This window comes from Streptomyces sp. NPDC005728 (assembly GCF_040630895.1).
Lineage (GTDB): Bacteria > Actinomycetota > Actinomycetes > Streptomycetales > Streptomycetaceae > Streptomyces.
In genome coordinates, this window is the sequence record NZ_JBEXYL010000003.1 from 75,755 (window position 1) to 93,517 (window position 17,763).

Below are 17,763 nucleotides of genomic sequence, written 5' to 3' on the forward strand. Positions count from 1 at the left end.
GCGTGGCCGCGTTCGCCGCCGACTCGGCCACGATCACCTGGTCCAACGGGAGTCCCCAGGAGCGCAGTTGCTCGGTGGCGAGGAGTCGGGCGAGACGGGCTCCGCGGGGCGTGGGGGACAGGCGCACGCAGAAGTGGGGGATGAGGGTGGAGATTTCCTGGTTCACATCACTCAGCGTGGCGGCGTGCGCCTAGCGTGAACAGTGACGTTGTCGATACGTAGGGTCACTGTTCGGAGCTTGTTCGGTGGTGTCCGGTCAGTCGGAACGGTGCGGACGGGTAGGGGGCGCGCTATGAGCGAAGAGGAGGAGCCGGGTTGGGAGGTCGACCCGGACGATGACTGGGGAGTGGCGGTCATGACGACCGTAGGGCGGCAGTTGAGGCTGCGGCGCGAGGCGGTCGGGATGCGTGCGGCCGATTTCGCCAAGGTTGTCGGCTATGGCGAGGACATGGTCCACAAGATCGAGGGCGGGATGCGGATCCCCCGGCCTGAGTTCCTGGAAGAGGCGACACTGCGCCGCAGCGGTGGGGGGGCACAATGGTGCGGCGGCAGCAGTTCGAACGCTTACTGGAAGTGGGGCGGTTGAGCAACGTCACGCTGCTGATGCCGATGGACAGTGGGCCGCACCCCGGAATGAGCGGCAGGATCGAGTTGCTGAAGTTCAATGACGGTACGGCTGTGGGGCGTTCCGATGGCGCTTTCAATGGCCGCCCGGTCGAGGACCTGAGGCAGCTGCGCATCCTTGAGCTGCGGTACGGCACCATCCGGGCGCGGTCCCGACGGCGACTCCTGCATAGAGATCGCCCCCACCCCGAAACCATCCACATCCGAGACTCCAAGCAAACCGGCGGAGCCATCCTCACCGTCACCCCCACCGCCTGGTCGGATTTCCTGACTTACGCCTCTAACAGCTGACCCGATGAGCCGCTGACCGGATGAACCGGCCTGCTCCATAAGGGGTGCTGCGCCCCGTCGCCAAGCCCCGCAGGACCCCGCTCCTCGATCATCACCGAAGTCGGCGCTCGGCCGGCGGTGAGGCGAGGAGAGGCCCCATGTCGGAAGAACGGTCGAACCGGCGGCGCCGCGGGGCCGCGGTCTGCGCGGGGCTCGCCCTGGCGCTGGCCGTGGGGCAGGGCGTGGCAGCCGCGTCCGCCAGCCCCGCGCCTCCGGTACCGCGGGGGCAGATCCTCGACTTTCCCGTGGCGGCGGTGGGCTCGCTCGTCCACCCGGATGCGTCGCCGCCCGGAGCCGACGACTGGAGCTGCAAGCCCACGCGTGAGCATCCGCGCCCGGTCGTCCTGCTGCACGGGACCTTCGCGAACGCCTATGACAGCTGGAACCTGATGGCCCCGTGGCTGAAGGAGGCGGGCTACTGCGTCTTCGCGCCCAACTACGGCGGGGCGCCCGGCTCTCCGATCAAGGCCACCGCACACGTCCCGGACTCCGCCCGGCAGATCGCCGCCTACGTCGACCGCGTACTGAAGGCCACCGGCGCCCACCAGGTCGACCTCGTCGGGCATTCCCAGGGCGGCGGTCTGACGCCCCGCTGGTACCTGCGGTTCGCCGGCGGCACGGACACCGCGCACCCGGAACGGAACAAGGTGCACAGCCTCATCGGCCTGGCGCCGTCCAACCACGGGACGACCGCCTCCGGCCTCGGCACACTCACCACCGAGCTGGGTCTCAACCAGCCGGTGTCCCTCCTCGCCGGCCAGGCGTACGCGGACCAGATGGTCGGGTCCGGAGTGAACACGGCGCTGGACCGGGACGGGGACACGCAGCGAGGGGTCGACTACACCGTCATCGCCACCCGGTACGACGAGGTCGTCACCCCCTACACGCATCAGTTCCTGACCGCGGGACCCGGCGCGACCGTCAAGAACATCACGATCCAAGAGGTCTGCCCTCAGGACAAGTCCGAGCACCTGTCGATCGCGTACGACAGCAACGCTCTCCAGCTCGTCGGCAACGCCCTCGACCCGGCCCACGCACAGCCCGTCCAGTGCGGCCTCTCCCTGCCCGTACTCGGCGGCTGAAGGGAGTCCCCCGCCCGGCCGCCCGCCGACGCCCGAGCCCCGGCCACCCCGCTCGCGCTGTACCTTCATCCTCAAGTCGACGAGGAGAGTGAACGTGAGCAAGTACGTGCGGCCGGCGGCCGAGGGCGCCGACCCCTTCGGCACCGCCCGTCTGCGCCGCGGTGTCCTCGACGCCTGGGCCACCAGCCCCGCCCGGTTCCGTGAGGACGCCAACGCCGAGGAGGACCTGGTCCTCGGCGGCTACCGGGACCGGCTCGTGGTGGAGCTGGCCCAGAACGCCGCCGACGCCGCCGCACGGGCCGGGACGCCGGGGCGGTTGCGGCTCACTCTCCGCGACGGCGTGCTGGTCGCGGCGAACACCGGCGCCCCCTTGGACGCGGCCGGAGTCGAGTCGCTGTCCACTCTGCGTGCCTCGGCCAAGCGTGGCGCCCAGGACACGCAGGGCGCCGTCGGCCGGTTCGGTGTCGGCTTCGCCGCCGTCATCGCCGTCACCGACGAGCCCGCCCTCGTCGGCCGTCACGGCGGGGTCCGCTGGTCTCTGGCCGAGGCGCGTGAACTGGCCGTCGACACCGCCCGGCACAGCCCCGGACTCGGGGACGAGATCCGGCGCCGCGACGGGCACGTACCCCTCCTCCGGCTCCCGTTCGCCGCCGAGGGCTCCGCCCCGGACCCGTACGACACCGCCGTCATCCTGCCCCTGCGGGACACGGCCGCCGCCGACCTCGCCGAGCGCCTCCTCACCGCCGTGGACGACGCCCTGCTCCTCGCCCTGCCGGGCCTGGAAGAAGTAGTCGTGGAGGTCAACGACGACGCCCCGCGCACCCTCAGCCGCCGCACCGACGGCGCCTTCACCGTCGTGGAGGACTCCCGCGACGGCGTCACCCACTGGCGCTCCGTCTCCGCGCACGGCCCCCTCACGCCGGACCTCCTCGCCGACCGGCCCGTCGAGGAGCGCCTGCGACCCCACTGGTCCGTCACCTGGGCCGTGCCCGTCGACGCCTACGGCGCTCCCGTCCGTCCCCGCACCAGCCCCGTCGTGCACGCGCCCACCCCCAGCGACGAGCCCCTCGGCGTTCCCGCCCTGCTCATCGCCTCCTTCCCGCTGGACACCACCCGGCGGCACGCGGCTCCCGGTCCGCTGACCGACTTCCTGGTGCAGCGGGCGGCGGACGCCTACACCGAACTCCTCGCCGAGTGGCGGCCGGTGACCGAGGGCGTGATCGACCTCGTACCCGGACCGCTGGGCAAGGGTGAGCTGGACGGCGCGCTGCGGCAGGCGGTCCTGGAGCGGCTGCCGCGGACGGCGTTTCTGCCTCCGGCCGTCGACGCGAAGGGCGACGACGAGCTTCCCGAGGCACTGCGGCCGAGGGACGCCGAAGTGGTGGAGGGCGCGGGCGCGGACACCGTACGGGTCCTCGCGGAGGTGCTGCCCACCCTCCTGCCCGCCGGGCTCGAACGCCGCGCCGAGCTGCGCACCCTCGGTGTCGCCCGGCTGCCGCTCGCCGATGCCGTCGACCGGCTCGCCGGTCTGGAGAAGGACCCCGACTGGTGGCGGCGGCTCTACGACAGCCTCGCCGGGGTCGACCCCGACCGGCTCTCGGGACTTCCGGTGCCGCTCGCGGACGGCAGGACCAGCATCGGGCCCCGGCAGGTGCTCCTGCCCACCCCGGACGCCGCCTTCATCGACCCGGACATCCTCGGCCGGCTGGGGCTCAAGGTCGCCCATGCGGACGCCGCGCACCCGCTGCTGGAGAAGCTGGGCGCGCTGCCCGCGAGCCCGCGCGCGGTGCTGACCACCCCGCAGGTGCGGGCCGCCGTCGCCGCCTCGCTGGACGACGAGGGCGGGGCGCTGTGGGAGGAGGACGTCCCCGACGCCGAGGAACTGGCCGACACCGTCCTCGCCCTGGTGCGCGACGCGGGTCTGGAGCCCGGTGACGAGCCCTGGCTCGGCGCCCTGGCGCTGCCCGACGAGGACGGCGAACTCGCCCCGGCGGGCGAGCTGGTCCTTCCCGGCAGCCCCTTCGCCCGCGTGATCCGCGAGGGCGAACTGGCCGCCGTGGACGCCGACCTGGCCGAGAAGTGGGGCGAGCAGCCGCTGACCGCGTGCGGTGTCCTCGCGGACTTCGCGCTCGTCCGCGCCACGGACGTCGTCCTCGACCCGGACGAACTTGAGCCCCGCGAGGGCGACTTCGCCGAGCCGGACGACGCGGGCCTGCTGGATGCCGTGGACGTGTGGTGCGAGGACATCCTCGATCGCTTCCCCGACAGCCCGGTGCCTCCGGTCGCCACCGAACTGGTCGCCGTACGCGACCTCGACCTGGTGGACGACGACCACTGGCCCGAGGCCCTCTCCCTGCTCGCCCGGCCGCCGCTGCGCGACGCCCTCACCCAGCCGGTGCGGATCCTGCTGCCCGACGGCACCCACGAGGTCGTACGGCCGTACACGGCGTGGTGGCTGCGCGGGCACCCGGTGCTCGACGGCCGCCGTCCGGCCGGCCTGCTCGCGGCCGGCGGGGACCCGCTCCTGCACGGCCTGTACGACGAGGCCGACGCCACCGGCTTCGACGACGAGCAGGTGCTGCGCGCGCTGGGCGTACGGACCTCCGTGTCCGCCCTGCTGGACGAGCCCGGCGGCGCCGCCGAACTGCTGGACCGCCTCGCCGACCCCGAGCGGTCGGTCACCCCGGCCCAGTTGCACGGCCTGTACGGCGCGCTGGCCGAGCTGGATCCGGAGCAGGTGACCCTGCCGGACGACCTGCGGGCCGTGGCCGACGGTCGGGTGACCGTGGTGGACGCGGCCGACGCGGTGGTGGTCGACTCGCCCGACCTGCTGCCGTTCGCCTCCGGCGTCCCGCTGCTGCCCGTCCGCCCCTCCCGGGCCGCCGAGCTGGCGGAGCTGTTCCAGGTGCGGCGGCTGAGCGAGTCCGTCACCGGCGCGGTGCACTCCGAGGGCGCCGAGCACGACGTACCGGAGTCGGTGCGGGTGCTGCTCGGTCCGCGGACCCCCGCCACCTACGTCGAGCACGAGGAACTGGTCGTGGACGGCGTGGAGATCGACTGGCGGCTGACCGACGACGGCGTCCTGCACGCGGCCACCCTGGAGGGCGTCGCCGCGGGCCTTGCCTGGGCGGCGGGCCAGTGGCCACGCCGCTTCGAGGTGGCGGCACTGCTGGAGGACCCGTCGCGGACGGAGGAGCTGGCGCGGGATCGGTGGTTCGACTGACGCATCAGACGCATCTGGCGCACCTGGCGCACCGCTTCACTGGTTCAATCCAAAATTTTCCAATCCTCTACAACTATTCCCGCGCGGCGGCGATCTGATCACGCGAGTCGACTGACTCCACGATCACTTGGACTTCGTGTCCACCTTTCTCCATACAGGGGAACGCATGCGCATTCGTGCCACTGTGGCCGCCGTCTCCGGCGCCCTGGCCCTCTCCGCCCTCGCCGTGCCGGCCGCGCAGGCCGCCGGCGGGGGCACCTCGTACCGCGCAGAGGTCGCCAGCGTCCTCGCGCAGCACGCGTCCGGCAGGACCGCGTTCAGCGCCGCCTCCGCCCCGGTCGGCGACCTGAAGGTCTCCTTCTCCAACTTCAAGATCGCCAAGGCGATCAAGGTCGGCCCGACCGCCCACGTCTCCGTGGCGGTCTCCTACACGCTGACCCACGAGGCCGGACTCGACATCACCTCGGACTCGTTCTTCAGCCTCCCGGCCCTCTACCGCGGTTCCTCCAGTGCCCCGGACAACGACCTGAGCGGCGACGAGCCCGCGACCTGCACGAAGGCCTCGGCGACCACCGCCACCTGCAAGGGGCGGATCGACATCTACCCGTCGGGCGAGTTCAGCTCGGAGCTGAAGAACTCCCAGGCCGGCACCTGGCACGCCGCCGCGGTCGCGCTGGACTTCGACAGCGAGAAGAGCGCCGTCCAGTTCGACCTCGGCACCACCTTGGTGCAGCGCAACTCCACGCTGACGGTCAACGCCTCGCCGGAGCCGGTGAAGAAGGGCAGGACCATCACGGTCACGGGCAAGCTGTCCCGCGCCAACTGGGAGTCGCACAAGTACGCCGGCCTCGGCAACCAGCCGGTGAAGCTCCAGTTCCGCAAGAAGGGTTCCAGCACCTACACCACGCTGAAGACCATCAAGTCGGACTCCACGGGCTACCTGAAGACGACGACCAAGGCCACGGCCGACGGCTACTTCCGCTACTCCTTCGCGGGCTTCACGTCCACCTCGGCGGTCGACGTCACGGGTGACTTCGTCGACGTGCAGTAAGCACCGAGTTCCGGCTCCGGACACCTTCCGTTTTCGGGGCCGGAACGTTCCCTCTCGCTTGTGCCATGGGGTGGCAATCCAGGGTCAAAATCTGGCTGGGAAGCGCTCTTGCCGTACAACCAGCCACACCCCTCACGGATCTGATCGCGTGAGTCAACCGACTCCACGTTCACTTCTCCCTCCAGGGGAAACGCACATGCGCATACGTGCCACCGTGGCCGCCGTCTCCGGCGCCCTGGCCCTCTCCGCCCTCGCCGTCCCCGCCGCACACGCGGCCACCACGGCGCCGAACGTCACCTTCTCCCACATGAAGGTCAACGGCGGCAAGGCCATCACCATCGGCGCGACGTCGACGGTCAAGGTCAAGGCGACCTACACCCTGACGCACCCCTCCACCGTCTCCGTCAGCAACATCGACACCGGCCCGGTGCTCTACCGCGGCACATCGGCCAAGGGCGCCGACTCGGAGGTCATCAGCGACGAGCCGGGCACCTGCACCAAGGTCTCCTCGACCACCCTGAACTGCTCGGCCACGATCGTCCTCCCCGCCGACGAGCTGCTGAACTCGGACGCCGGCACCTGGAAGACCGGCGGGCTCGCCGTCAACAAGACGACCTACGCCACGAAGTGGCAGAACGACCTGGGCACCATCCCGGTCCGCCGCGCCGCCAGGCTCACCGCCGACGCCACCCCCGAGCCGGTCAAGAAGGGCAAGACCCTCACCATCACCGGCACCCTGACCCGCGCCAACTGGGAGACCGGCAAGTACATCGCCTTCGGCGGCCAGTCGGTCAAGCTCCAGTTCGCGAAGGCGGGCACCACCACCTACACCACCGTCAAGACCCTCACGACGTCCTCCACGGGCGCCCTGAAGACCACGGTCACGGCCGGCTCCGACGGCTACTACCGCTACAGCTTCGCGGGCGTCTCCACCACGTCGTCCGTCAGCGCCAAGGGCGACTACGTCGACGTGCAGTAAGTCCCCTCAGCAAGACGAACGGCCGCGCCACCGGTGTCGTACCGGTGGCGCGGCCGTCGCGCTAAGACGCGTCCCGCTCGGACAGGAACGCGATCAGCAGGGTGAACAGGTGGTCCACCGCCGGCTGCTGCTGGCTGTCCGACAACTGTTTCCAGTGGCGGATGCCGGTGCCGGCGACGGGCGCACGGACATCGCGGCCCGCCTGGTCAACGGCACCGCGCACGTCTTCACCAGCCGCCCCGATGGCACGCTGGAATACGGCAGTTACCTGAACTCCCTGGGCCGCACCGGCCAGAAGGAACTCGTCGCGGGCGACTTCGAGGCCGGAAAGGGGCTCGAAGTGATCACCGTGGAGGACGGCGGGGATCTCTTCCTGGCCTCGAAGCACTCCCTGATTCCGTCGGTGTGTACGCGGGCCAAGCTGTGGACCGACGCCGCCTGGAAGGACGGCCTGCCCGTCGCCGCCCTGCACACCGCGACCCCGGGACGCGACACCCTGCTGTTCCAGTGGCCCGACGGCTCCCTCTACACGTACAAGAGGGATGCCGACGGCAATCTCGTGAACCAGAAGAAGTCGATGTGGCCGGACAAGACCTGGAAGAAGAAGCACATCGCCACGGGCGACTTCAACGGCGACGGACGTGACGACATCGCCGCCGTCGCCGCGGACGGCTCCCTGAGCCTCTTCCCGGGCAAGGCCGACGGCACCTTCGACAAGGGCCGCTCGATGTGGCCCGACAAGTCCTGGGGCACCGTGGACCGCGTGCTCGGCGGCGACTTCGACGGCGACGGCAAGGCCGACCTCGCCGCTCTGTCCTCCAGCGGCGACCTGCGCCTGTACGCCGGTGACGGCAAGGGCGGGCTCGCGGCGGGCCGGACCATGTGGCCCTCGGTCTGAACCATCAGGCCGGGAAGCGGCGGTCGACCCATCTCCACAGCAACTCCAGGACGGCCGCCGCCGCCACCGCCACCCCCACCGCAGTCCACGGCATCTCCATGCCCACCAGCTTCAGCGCGAAGAAGCTCTGCAGGGCGGGCACCACGAGCACGAACACGAAGGCCGCGCCCATCGCGGCCACCAGGGCGACGCGCCACCAGCTGTAGGGGCGGGCGATGATCGCCAGGACCCACATGGAGATCAGGAACAGGGTCAGGGTCGCCGCACTGGTCTCCGCCTCCAGGGCGCCCGGACCGGTGTAGTGGTGGCGGGCGACCAGGTACGTCACGAAGGTCGCCGCTCCCGCCACCACCCCGCCCGGGATCGAGTAGCGCATGACTCTGCGGACGAAGTGGGGGCGGGCCCGTTCCTTGTTGGGGGCCAGGGCCAGGAAGAAGGCCGGGACGCCGATGGTGAGGGTGGAGAGCAGGGTCAGATGGCGCGGCAGGAAGGGGTACTCGACCTGCCAGCACACCACCAGCACCGCGAGGAGTACCGAGTAGACCGTCTTGACGAGGAACAGGGTCGCCACGCGGGTGATGTTGCCGATGACCCGGCGGCCCTCGGCCACCACCGACGGCAGGGTCGAGAAGCTGTTGTTCAGCAGGACGATCTGTGCGACCGCCCGGGTCGCCTCCGAACCCGAGCCCATCGAGACGCCGATGTCGGCGTCCTTGAGGGCCAGCACGTCGTTCACGCCGTCGCCGGTCATCGCGACCGTGTGCCCGTGCGACTGCAGCGCGCCCACCATGTCCCGCTTCTGCTGCGGGGTGACCCGGCCGAAGACGGTCCCCTGGTCCAGTGCCTGCGCCATCCCCGGTCGGTCGGCCGGCAGCCGGCGCGCGTCCACCGCCGTACCGGACAGGCCCAGCTTGGCGGCGACCGCTCCGACCGACACCGCGTTGTCACCGGAGATGACCTTGGCCCGGACGTTCTGGTCCGCGAAGTAGCGCAGGGTGTCGCCGGCGTCGGGCCGCAGCCGCTGCTCCAGGACCACCAGGGCGGTGGGGCGGGCGCCCCGGGCCGGCTCGGGGTCGTCCAGGTCGCAGGTGGCACGCGCGAGGAGCAGGACCCGTAGGCCCTGCTCGTTGAGGCGCTCGGTTTCGGCCAGTGCCGGGTCCTCGGCGGTGAGCAGCACATCGGGGGCGCCCAGGAGCCAGGTGCTCGCCTCGCCGTCCCCCTCGCTGAACGCGGCGCCGCTGTACTTGCGGGCGGAGGAGAAGGGAAGCGACTCGATGCAGCGCCACTCCTCGCTGTCCGGGTAGGCGTCGATGATCGCCTGGAGGGAGGCGTTGGGGCGCGGGTCGGACTCGCCGAGGGCGCCGAGGACCCTGCGTACGTACGTCTCGTCGTACCCGTCGAGGGTCCTCAGCTCGGTGACGTCCATGCCGCCCTCGGTCAGCGTCCCCGTCTTGTCCAGGCAGACGGTGTCGACGCGGGCCAGTCCCTCGATGGCGGGCAGCTCCTGGACCAGGCACTGTTTCCGGCCGAGCCGGATGACCCCGATCGCGAAGGCCACGGAGGTGAGCAGCACCAGCCCCTCCGGGACCATCGGGACGATGCCTCCGACCGTGCGGGCGACCGCGTCCTTCAGGTCGTTGTTCTTGACGACGAGCTGGGTGACGACCAGGCCGATCGCGGCCGGGACCATCATCCAGGTCACGTACTTGAGGATCGTGGAGATGCCGGAGCGCAGTTCGGAGTGGACGAGGGTGAAGCGGGAGGCCTCCTCGGCGAGCTGGGCCGCGTACGCCTCGCGGCCCACCTTGGTCGCCTGGAAGGCGCCACCGCCCGCGACCACGAAACTGCCGGACATCACCTGGTCGCCGGGGTGTTTGACGACCGGATCGGCCTCACCGGTGAGCAGCGACTCGTCGATCTCCAGCCCGTCGGCCTCCCGGCACACCCCGTCCACGACGATCTTGTCCCCGGGGCCCGTCTCTATGAGGTCGTCCAGGACGATCTCGTTCGTGGCCACCTCGACGGCGTTCCCGTCGCGGCGGACGGTCGGCCGGGCCTCGCCGATCACGGCGAGCGAGTCCAGGGTCTGCTTGGCCCGCCACTCCTGGACGATGCCGATGCCGGTGTTGGCGAGGATCACGAAGCCGAAGAGGCTGTCCTGGATCGGCGCGACGAACAGCATGACCAGCCACAGCACACCGATGATCGCGTTGAACCGGGTGAAGACGTTCGCGCGGACGATCTCGCCCAGGGAGCGGCTGCTGCGCACCGGCACGTCGTTGACCTGCCCGCGCGCGACGCGCTCGGCGACCTGGGCGCCGGTCAGACCGGTCGAGGGCACACCCGGCAGGGCCACCGGATGCACGGGGTCGAGTTCGGCGCCCGCGTCGATATGGGTCATGCATTCGACGGTACGTGCGGTTTTGCGCCTTCACCTGCCGAGTGGGGGGAAGTTCCGACTTGGGGAGGAGCCGAGTCGTGCCCTGGTTGTAGAGCCGGGCCGCCGGCTACTCCGTGGCGGCAGCCGCCTTCAGCGCCGCGTCCCTTTTGATCGCCGCGTCCCGCTTACGGACGTACCAGATGCCGATCAGCCCCAGCCCGCCCCCGGCCAGGCAGGTCCACACCCACCAGAGGTGGCCGTGGTCGTCGAACCAGCCGTAGAAGGGGAGCTGGACCAGGAAGAGGACGAACCACACGATCGTGCCGCCGGTGATGGTGGCGACCACGGGGCCCTCCAGGGGCTCCGGCGCCTCGTGCTTGGGGGTCCACTTAGCCATGGGGCACAGCTTACGAGGCGAGTCGGGAGATGGAATGTCTACGCGCGGAGATAGCGATCTCTGACTCATACGTTCATACTGAAACCGTTTGTCTTTGTCCACTTCTGCTCGTATGAAACTCCAACAGGGCTCGGGGGAACCCCGCTGGTGATGAGGTCCCGCATGTCCACCTCGGCTCCCGCCAAGGTCCCCGCTCCCGAACAGCCGGGCGGAGCTCCCACGTACGGTGCGCTCGACCGCTTCTTCCGGATCTCCGAGCGCAGCAGCTCCCTGGCCCGCGAGATCCGCGGCGGTTTCGCCACCTTCTTTGCGATGGCGTACATCATCGTGCTGAACCCGATCATCCTCGGCAGCGCGAAGGACATGTACGGGCACCACTTGAACAACGGCCAGCTGGTCACGGCGACCGCCCTGACGGCGGCGTTCACCACGCTCCTGATGGGTGTCATCGGCAATGTGCCGATCGCGCTCGCCGCCGGTCTCGGCGTGAACTCGGTCGTCGCGCTCCAGCTGGCGCCCCGGATGTCCTGGCCGGACGCCATGGGCATGGTCGTGCTGGCCGGTTTCGTGGTCATGCTGCTGGTGGCCACGGGTCTGCGCGAGCGCGTGATGAACGCCGTACCGTTCGGCCTGCGCAAGGCGATCTCCATCGGTATCGGCCTGTTCATCATGCTGATCGGCCTGGTCGACTCCGGTTTCGTCACCCGCATCCCGGACGCCGCCCAGACCACCGTCCCGCTCCAGCTCGGCGGCAACGGTCACCTCGACGGCTGGCCGGTGCTGATCTTCGTCCTGGGCACGCTGCTCACCTTCGCGCTCATCGTGCGCAAGGTGCCGGGCGCGATCCTGATCTCCATCGTCTCCATGACCGTCCTCGCACTGATCATCAACTCGCTCGCCACGGTCACGACCTGGGGCCTGACCGTCCCGAAGTGGCCGGGCAACCCGGTCGCCACCCCCGACTTCGGCCTGATCGGCCAGTTCAGCCTGTTCGGCGGCTTCTCCAAGGTCGGCGTGCTGACCGGGATCCTGTTCGTCTTCACGGTCCTGCTGTCGTGCTTCTTCGACGCGATGGGCACGATCATGGGCGTCAGCGACGAGGCCAAGCTGACCGACGCCCAGGGCTACATGCCCGGCATCAACAAGGTCCTCTTCGTGGACGGCCTCGCGGTCGCGGCGGGCGGCGCCAGCTCCTCCTCGGCCACCACCGCGTTCGTGGAGTCCACGGCGGGTGTCGGCGAGGGCGCGCGCACGGGCTTCGCGAACGTCGTCACGGGCGGCCTCTTCGCGGTGGCCCTCTTCCTCACCCCGGTCGCCACGATGGTCCCGTCCCAGGCGGCCACGCCGGCCCTGGTCGCGGTGGGCTTCCTGATCCTGTCGAACTCCGTCAAGGAGATCGACTGGGCGGACTACACCATCGCGATCCCGGCCTTCGTGACGATGCTGATGATGCCGTTCACCTACTCGATCACCAACGGCATCGGCATGGGCTTCATCACCTTCGTGGTGCTGCGCCTGGCGGCCGGCCGCGCGAAGGAGGTCCCGGTGGCGATGTACGTCGTCTCGGCGGTCTTCGCCTTCTACTACCTGATGCCGGCCCTGGGTCTGACGTGAGTCCTCAGGTGACCCCGTAGAACTTCTCCGTCTCCTCGACGGCGGTCTGGAACCGCTCGTCGAAGTCGTCCCGAATGAGCGTGCGGATCACGTAGTCCTGCACGCTCATTCCTCTTTTCGCCGCATGGTGCCGGAGCCTCTCGAGCAGCTCCCCGTCTATCCGCAGGCTGAGCACACTGGTCCCCATGCCTATGAGGGTCGCCACATCCGGCCGTCCGATGTGTCACTTCCCGCAATCGACTCACTCATATGAGTGATCGGGCGGTTCAGTGGCGTGCGTCACGGGCATTCTGGCGTGTCGCGCTGGTCTTTAGCGAGAGTAATGAGTTACTCTAAAGAACATGCCGGACCTTACCCATGGCGACGACGCTGCCGCCGTGAACTCCCTCCGCTCCGCCGTGATGCGGCTGTCCCGTCGGCTCAAGCACCAGCGGGTCGACGAGTCGCTGAGCCCCACCGAGATGTCGGTGCTCGGCACCCTGTCCCGCTGCGGCCAGGCCACGCCGGGCGAGCTGGCCCGCAAGGAGCACGTCCAGCCGCCGTCGATGACCCGGATCGTCGCGCTGCTCGAAGCCAAGGGGCTGGTCCGTCTGGAGCCACACCCCGAGGACCGGCGCCAGAAGGTCGTCAGCAGGACCGAGCAGGCCGAGGCGATGCTCGAGGAGAGCCGCCGCAAGCGCAACGCGTTCCTGGCCGGCCTGGTCGAGGACCTCGACGAGGACGAGTGGGCCAAACTGCGCGCCGCCGCCCCCGTGCTGGAGAAACTCGCGCATCTGTAAGCAAGCCACCCAAGGAGGCGAACCCTTTTGAGTACGGGACCCGGAGCACCTTCCGCCCCCGCACCGGTCACTACTACCCCCACCTCCCGCAAGTCCTCGATGTTCAGCTCGCTGAGGATCCGGAACTACCGCCTGTTCTTCCTGGGCCAGGTCGTCTCCAACACGGGCACCTGGATGCAGCGCATCGCCCAGGACTGGCTCGTGCTCAGCCTCACCGGTTCCTCCGCGGCCGTCGGCATCACGACGGCCCTCCAGTTCCTGCCGATGCTGCTGTTCGGTCTCTACGGCGGCGTCCTGGTCGACCGCCTCCCCAAGCGGCCCACGCTGTTCGTCACCCAGACCGCCATGGCCGTCACGGGCCTCGCGCTGGCCGCGCTGACCCTCACCGGCCACGTCCAGGTCTGGCACGTCTACGTCGCCGCCTTCGCCGTCGGCCTCGCCACGGTGGTCGACAACCCGGCCCGGCAGTCCTTCGTCTCCGAGATGGTCGGCCCCGAGCAGCTGCAGAACGCGGTCAGCCTGAACTCCGCCAACTTCCAGTCCGCCCGCCTGGTCGGCCCGGCCGTCGCCGGCCTGATGATCACCGGCGTGGGCACCGGCTGGGCGTTCCTCTTCAACGGCCTGTCCTTCGTCGCCCCGATCGCCGGACTGCTCCTGATGCGCGCCCGCGAACTGCACGTGGTGGAGCGCGCCCCGCGCGGCAAGGGCCAGCTGAGGGAGGGCCTGCGCTACGTGGCGGGCCGCCCGGAACTGATCTGGCCGATCGTCCTCGTCGGCTTCATCGGCACCTTCGGCTTCAACTTCCCGGTGTGGCTCTCGGCCTACGCCGACGACGTCTTCCACGCCGGCGCCGGCGCCTACAGCCTGTTCAACACCCTGATGGCCGTCGGCTCCCTCGGCGGCGCCCTGCTGGCCGCCCGCCGCGGCACCGCCCGCCTGCGCGTCCTGATCGCCGCCGCGGTGGCCTTCGGCACGCTGGAGGTCGTGGCCGCGCTGGCCCCCTCGTACTGGCTGTTCGCCCTGCTCATGGTCCCGATCGGGATCTTCGGCCTGACGGTCAACGTCACCGCGAACACCGCCGTGCAGATGGCCACCGACCCGGCCATGCGCGGCCGCGTGATGGCCCTGTTCATGATGGTGTTCATGGGCGGTACGCCGCTCGGCGCGCCGGTCGTCGGCTGGATCACCGACACCTACGGCCCCCGCGTCGGCTTCGCCCTCGGCGGCGTCATCTCCGCCGTGGCGGCCGCCGCGATCGGACTGGTCCTCGTCCGCATCGGCGACCTGCGCCTGGCCGTGGGATGGCACCACGGCCATCCGCAGGTGCGGTTCGTCCCGCGTGAGCGGGAGCAGCTGGCGACGGCGGCCTGAGCGGCCCTGCCCTCCGGGGGGTCCTTACAGGACCCTCCGGGCCAGCACCTGCCCCGGCCAGGCGTCGTCGCCGACCGTGCTGACGGTGAAGGACTCGGTCGGGATGAAGCCGTTGCGCTCGTAGAAGGCGACCAGCTTGCGGTCGTCGCCCGCGTAGCAGTCCACGCGCAGGAGCGAGATCCCGGCCCGGCGGGTCTCCTCGGCCGCGTGGGCGAGCAGCGCGGCACCGGTGCCGTGGCCCTGGAAGCGGCGGTCGGAGGCGAGGATGTGGATGAACCGCTCGGGCTCGTCGGCGGGCTCCAGGTAGTCGCCGGGCGTGTCGGTGAGGGTGAGCGTGGCCGCCGGGACACCGTCGTACTCGGCGATGTAGGGGGCGCCCTCGGTGACGTACCGGGTGATCATGTCCACCGCCCTGGGGTTCTCCGACCAGGGCGTGGTGCCCCACTGCCGGGTACGCCCCTGCGCCACGAGCCACGCGACGGCACTGTCGAACATGCCGAGTATCACGGGGATGTCGTCCGGCCCGCCTTCTCTGATGCTGATCTTCCCGTTCTTCTCCATGCAGTCGATCATGCCGGGCCGGGCCGGTCGGGTCAGCGGCTTTGTGCCTTGCAGGGCGAATTCCCTGGCAGGGTGACGTCATGAGACTCTTCGCCGCCGTGCTGCCCCCGGAGGACGTGACGAACGAAGTCGCCGCCGAGGTGGCCCTGCTGCACGGGCTGCCGGGCGCCGACGGACTGCGCTGGACCGGCCGCCCCGGCTGGCACTACACGCTCGCCTTCTACGGCGAGGTCGACGACGAACTCGTACCGGACCTCTCGGACCGGCTGGCCCGTGCCGCCCACCGCACCGCCTCCTTCCCCCTCGCCGTCTCCGGCGGCGGGCAGTTCGGGCACGGGCGGGCCCTGTGGGCGGGCGCCTCCGGCGATCTGGAGACCCTGCGCCTGCTGGCCGACCGGGCGGAGGCGGCGGCGCGGAAGGCCGGGGTGCCGATGGGGGAGCACCGGCGCTACAAGGCCCACCTGACGGTGGCGCGCAGCCGTGACGCGGTGGACGTACGGCCGTACGTCACCGCCCTCGCCGCCTTCACGAGCCGCACCTGGACCGTGGCCGACCTCGCCCTGGTGCGCAGCAACCTGCCGAGGTCCGGGGTGCCCGGGGAACAGCCCCGGTACGAGACGGTCGCCCGCTGGGCGCTCGGCGGCGCCGGTTAGGCTCGGGTACGTGGACCCGAAAACCCGGAACCGGATCATGGCCGGTGTACTTGTGCTGATGTTTGTGGTGGTTGCCCTGTCGGCGGCGGTCAGGTAGCTCCCCGGCCTGTGCGACCGGTCGCGCCCCCACGGCGGGGCCGCACGGCGCATGCGGCCCCGCCGTCCCGGAGGGCGTTCCCCTCGCCGGCGTCTACCAGGCGAAGGCCTCGGGTGACGGACCCGGGCCCGGGAAGATCTCGTCGAGGCCGGCCAGCAGCTCCTCGCTCAGTTCCAGCTCGACCGCGCGCAGGGCGGAGTCGAGCTGTTCGGCGGTGCGCGGGCCGACGATCGGGCCGGTCACGCCGGGGCGGGTGAGCAGCCAGGCCAGGGCGGCCTCGCCGGGCTCCACACCGTGCTTGTCGAGCAGGTCCTCGTAGGACTGGATCTGTGCGCGGATGGTGGTGTTCGCCAGCGAGTCGGCGGCCCGGCCGGAGGCGCGGCGCCCGCCCTGTGCCTCCTTCTTGATCACTCCGCCGAGCAGACCGCCGTGCAGCGGCGACCAGGGGATGACCCCGAGGCCGTACTCCTGCGCGGCCGGAACGACCTCCATCTCGGCGCGGCGCTCGGCCAGGTTGTACAGGCACTGCTCGCTGACCAGCCCGATGGTGCCGCCTCGCCGGGCGGCGACCTCGTTGGCCTGGGCGATCTTGTAGCCGGGGAAGTTGGAGGAGCCGACGTACAGGATCTTGCCCTGCTGCACGAGCACGTCGATGGCCTGCCAGATCTCCTCGAAGGGGGTCCGGCGGTCGACGTGGTGGAACTGGTAGACGTCGATGTAGTCGGTCTGCAGCCGCTTCAGGCTGGCGTCCACGGCCCGCCGGATGTTGAGGGCGGACAGCTTGTCGTGGTTGGGCCAGGCGTCGCCGTCGGCGGCCATGTTGCCGTACACCTTGGTGGCGAGGACGACCTTGTCGCGCCGGTCGCCGCCCTGGGCGAACCAGTTGCCGATGATCGATTCCGTACGGCCCTTGTTCTCGCCCCAGCCGTACACGTTGGCGGTGTCGAAGAAGTTGATGCCCGCGTCCAGCGCCGCGTCCATGATCGCGTGGCTGTCGGCCTCGTCGGTCTGCGGGCCGAAGTTCATGGTGCCGAGAACGAGTCGGCTGACCTTGAGTCCCGTGCGTCCTAGCTGCGTGTACTTCATGGGCAACCAGCCAACGGCTTGGAGTGCGCTCTATGCAAGCGACTTGGGTTCTAGTCGCGGGGGAAGTCGTCGGTTTTGAGGGTGAGGCCCAGGTCGGTGGCGGTCAGGTCGATGTCCGCTCCGAAGGCGACCGTCAGCTCGCTGATGTACTCACCGTTCTTCGGCTGGCTGTAGAGGTGGCACTTGCCCTGGTAGGGATCGGTGACGAGGTAGACGGGAACCTCGGCAGTGGCGTAGGCCGTCTTCTTGGGGCCGTAGTCGTTGTGTCCCGTGCCCTTCGAGATGACCTCTGCGACGAACTCGACGTCGTCACAGAGCCAGAGGCCCCCGGGCGTCTTCTCGGCGCCCTCGGCCACCAGGGTCACGTCGGAGCAGAAGCCGTTGAGGTGGCCCGGGTAGTCGATGCGGACGTCCGACTTGACGCGCTTGCGGGGGTACTTGGTGCGCAACTGCTCGTAGATGTCGGCGATGATCTCCCAGTGGGTGTCCCGCTGCGGCGACATGAAAATGGCCCCCTCGACGATGTCGACCTTGTATCCCTCGGGGGTGGTCCGCTCAAGCGACTCGAACAGGTCGTCCAGAGTCAGCTCGCCGCTCTCCTCGGCCATCTCGATCCTGTCTTCAAGGACGGTCATCGT

16 protein-coding genes and 2 pseudogenes are annotated in these 17,763 nt (G+C 70.2%); 11 read left to right on the top strand and 7 right to left on the bottom strand.

Annotation, left to right across the window (positions count from 1 at the left end; all coding sequences use genetic code 11):
- Nucleotides 1-4: 4 nt before the first annotated feature.
- Nucleotides 5-166, bottom strand: a pseudogene (locus tag ABZ471_RS03565) (ATP-binding protein); the annotation flags it as partial.
- 126 nt (nt 167-292) lie between these two features.
- Here ABZ471_RS03565 and ABZ471_RS03570 point away from each other — a divergent pair.
- The 7 genes and pseudogenes from ABZ471_RS03570 to ABZ471_RS03600 all read left to right on the top strand — a co-directional run.
- Nucleotides 293-777, top strand: a pseudogene (locus tag ABZ471_RS03570) (Scr1 family TA system antitoxin-like transcriptional regulator); the annotation flags it as partial.
- Between the two features lie 48 nt (nt 778-825).
- Entirely contained in the window at nt 826-915 is a 90-nt protein-coding gene (locus ABZ471_RS03575; protein ID WP_359062275.1) for a DUF397 domain-containing protein, read from the top strand.
- 137 nt (nt 916-1,052) lie between these two features.
- Entirely contained in the window at nt 1,053-2,036 is a 984-nt protein-coding gene (locus ABZ471_RS03580; protein WP_359061948.1) for an alpha/beta fold hydrolase, read from the top strand.
- A gap of 94 nt (nt 2,037-2,130) precedes the next feature.
- Nucleotides 2,131-5,259, top strand: coding sequence for a molecular chaperone Hsp90 (locus tag ABZ471_RS03585; protein WP_359061950.1), 3,129 nt, complete (start codon nt 2,131-2,133; stop codon nt 5,257-5,259).
- Nucleotides 5,260-5,425: 166 nt separating this feature from the next.
- The gene (locus ABZ471_RS03590; RefSeq protein WP_359061952.1) at nt 5,426-6,310 is read left to right on the top strand and encodes a hypothetical protein; all 885 of its coding nucleotides are present in this window, start codon (nt 5,426-5,428) and stop codon (nt 6,308-6,310) included.
- Nucleotides 6,311-6,506: 196 nt separating this feature from the next.
- Nucleotides 6,507-7,289: a hypothetical protein gene (locus tag ABZ471_RS03595; protein WP_359061954.1), complete on the top strand. Its 783-nt coding sequence runs from the start codon at nt 6,507-6,509 to the stop codon at nt 7,287-7,289.
- A 154-nt stretch (nt 7,290-7,443) separates the two neighbouring features.
- On the top strand, nt 7,444-8,187 hold the full coding sequence (locus ABZ471_RS03600) for a VCBS repeat-containing protein (protein WP_359061956.1): 744 nt from the start codon (nt 7,444-7,446) through the stop codon (nt 8,185-8,187).
- Nucleotides 8,188-8,191: 4 nt separating this feature from the next.
- Here ABZ471_RS03600 and ABZ471_RS03605 read toward each other — a convergent pair whose 3' ends face one another.
- Nucleotides 8,192-10,588 (bottom strand): HAD-IC family P-type ATPase, encoded by a 2,397-nt coding sequence (locus ABZ471_RS03605; RefSeq protein WP_359061957.1) that lies wholly within the window; start codon nt 10,586-10,588, stop codon nt 8,192-8,194.
- Between the two features lie 106 nt (nt 10,589-10,694).
- Nucleotides 10,695-10,964 carry a DUF2530 domain-containing protein gene (locus ABZ471_RS03610; protein ID WP_359061959.1) on the bottom strand — a complete coding sequence of 90 codons (270 nt, stop codon included), beginning with the start codon at nt 10,962-10,964 and terminating at the stop codon, nt 10,695-10,697.
- Nucleotides 10,965-11,126: 162 nt separating this feature from the next.
- Between ABZ471_RS03610 and ABZ471_RS03615 the strand changes: the two genes are divergently transcribed.
- Nucleotides 11,127-12,578 carry an NCS2 family permease gene (locus tag ABZ471_RS03615; protein ID WP_359061961.1) on the top strand — a complete coding sequence of 484 codons (1,452 nt, stop codon included), beginning with the start codon at nt 11,127-11,129 and terminating at the stop codon, nt 12,576-12,578.
- Nucleotides 12,579-12,582: 4 nt separating this feature from the next.
- On the opposite strand, the gene ABZ471_RS03620 is transcribed toward ABZ471_RS03615, so the two are convergent.
- The gene (locus tag ABZ471_RS03620; protein WP_359061963.1) at nt 12,583-12,765 is read right to left on the bottom strand and encodes a ribbon-helix-helix protein, CopG family; all 183 of its coding nucleotides are present in this window, start codon (nt 12,763-12,765) and stop codon (nt 12,583-12,585) included.
- Between the two features lie 154 nt (nt 12,766-12,919).
- On the opposite strand from ABZ471_RS03620, the gene ABZ471_RS03625 reads away from it, so the two are divergent.
- Both ABZ471_RS03625 and ABZ471_RS03630 read left to right on the top strand, forming a co-directional pair.
- Nucleotides 12,920-13,357 carry a MarR family transcriptional regulator gene (locus ABZ471_RS03625; RefSeq protein ID WP_359061965.1) on the top strand — a complete coding sequence of 146 codons (438 nt, stop codon included), beginning with the start codon at nt 12,920-12,922 and terminating at the stop codon, nt 13,355-13,357.
- A gap of 99 nt (nt 13,358-13,456) precedes the next feature.
- Nucleotides 13,457-14,728, top strand: a complete 1,272-nt coding sequence (locus ABZ471_RS03630; RefSeq protein ID WP_359062277.1) for an MFS transporter — start codon at nt 13,457-13,459, stop codon at nt 14,726-14,728.
- Nucleotides 14,729-14,752: 24 nt separating this feature from the next.
- On the opposite strand, the gene ABZ471_RS03635 is transcribed toward ABZ471_RS03630, so the two are convergent.
- On the bottom strand, nt 14,753-15,289 hold the full coding sequence (locus ABZ471_RS03635) for a GNAT family N-acetyltransferase (protein WP_359061967.1): 537 nt from the start codon (nt 15,287-15,289) through the stop codon (nt 14,753-14,755).
- An 80-nt stretch (nt 15,290-15,369) separates the two neighbouring features.
- Here ABZ471_RS03635 and thpR point away from each other — a divergent pair, with 80 nt between their 5' ends.
- A complete protein-coding gene (gene thpR / locus ABZ471_RS03640) occupies nt 15,370-15,942 on the top strand; it encodes an RNA 2',3'-cyclic phosphodiesterase (RefSeq protein ID WP_359061969.1) in 573 nt (190 codons plus the stop codon).
- A 190-nt stretch (nt 15,943-16,132) separates the two neighbouring features.
- Here thpR and ABZ471_RS03645 read toward each other — a convergent pair whose 3' ends face one another.
- Together ABZ471_RS03645 and ABZ471_RS03650 are read right to left on the bottom strand one after the other, a co-directional pair.
- Nucleotides 16,133-17,125, bottom strand: a complete 993-nt coding sequence (locus ABZ471_RS03645) for an aldo/keto reductase (protein WP_359061971.1) — start codon at nt 17,123-17,125, stop codon at nt 16,133-16,135.
- Nucleotides 17,126-17,175: 50 nt separating this feature from the next.
- Entirely contained in the window at nt 17,176-17,760 is a 585-nt protein-coding gene (locus ABZ471_RS03650; RefSeq protein ID WP_359061973.1) for a Uma2 family endonuclease, read from the bottom strand.
- Between the last annotated feature and the right edge of the window lie 3 nt (nt 17,761-17,763).

Excerpts from the sequence above, each read along its gene's own strand:
- ABZ471_RS03625 (WP_359061965.1), top strand. The coding sequence starts at position 12,920 with ATGCCGGACCTTACCCATGGCGACGACGCTGCCGCCGTGAACTCCCTC.
- ABZ471_RS03620 (WP_359061963.1), bottom strand. The coding sequence starts at position 12,765 with ATGGGGACCAGTGTGCTCAGCCTGCGGATAGACGGGGAGCTGCTCGAG.
- thpR (WP_359061969.1), top strand. The coding sequence starts at position 15,370 with ATGAGACTCTTCGCCGCCGTGCTGCCCCCGGAGGACGTGACGAACGAA.
- ABZ471_RS03615 (WP_359061961.1), top strand. The coding sequence starts at position 11,127 with ATGTCCACCTCGGCTCCCGCCAAGGTCCCCGCTCCCGAACAGCCGGGC.
- ABZ471_RS03595 (WP_359061954.1), top strand. The coding sequence starts at position 6,507 with ATGCGCATACGTGCCACCGTGGCCGCCGTCTCCGGCGCCCTGGCCCTC.
- ABZ471_RS03650 (WP_359061973.1), bottom strand. The coding sequence starts at position 17,760 with ATGACCGTCCTTGAAGACAGGATCGAGATGGCCGAGGAGAGCGGCGAG.
- ABZ471_RS03610 (WP_359061959.1), bottom strand. The coding sequence starts at position 10,964 with ATGGCTAAGTGGACCCCCAAGCACGAGGCGCCGGAGCCCCTGGAGGGC.
- ABZ471_RS03580 (WP_359061948.1), top strand. The coding sequence starts at position 1,053 with ATGTCGGAAGAACGGTCGAACCGGCGGCGCCGCGGGGCCGCGGTCTGC.
- ABZ471_RS03605 (WP_359061957.1), bottom strand. The coding sequence starts at position 10,588 with ATGACCCATATCGACGCGGGCGCCGAACTCGACCCCGTGCATCCGGTG.
- ABZ471_RS03645 (WP_359061971.1), bottom strand. The coding sequence starts at position 17,125 with ATGAAGTACACGCAGCTAGGACGCACGGGACTCAAGGTCAGCCGACTC.
- ABZ471_RS03630 (WP_359062277.1), top strand. The coding sequence starts at position 13,457 with ATGTTCAGCTCGCTGAGGATCCGGAACTACCGCCTGTTCTTCCTGGGC.
- ABZ471_RS03590 (WP_359061952.1), top strand. The coding sequence starts at position 5,426 with ATGCGCATTCGTGCCACTGTGGCCGCCGTCTCCGGCGCCCTGGCCCTC.
- ABZ471_RS03635 (WP_359061967.1), bottom strand. The coding sequence starts at position 15,289 with ATGGAGAAGAACGGGAAGATCAGCATCAGAGAAGGCGGGCCGGACGAC.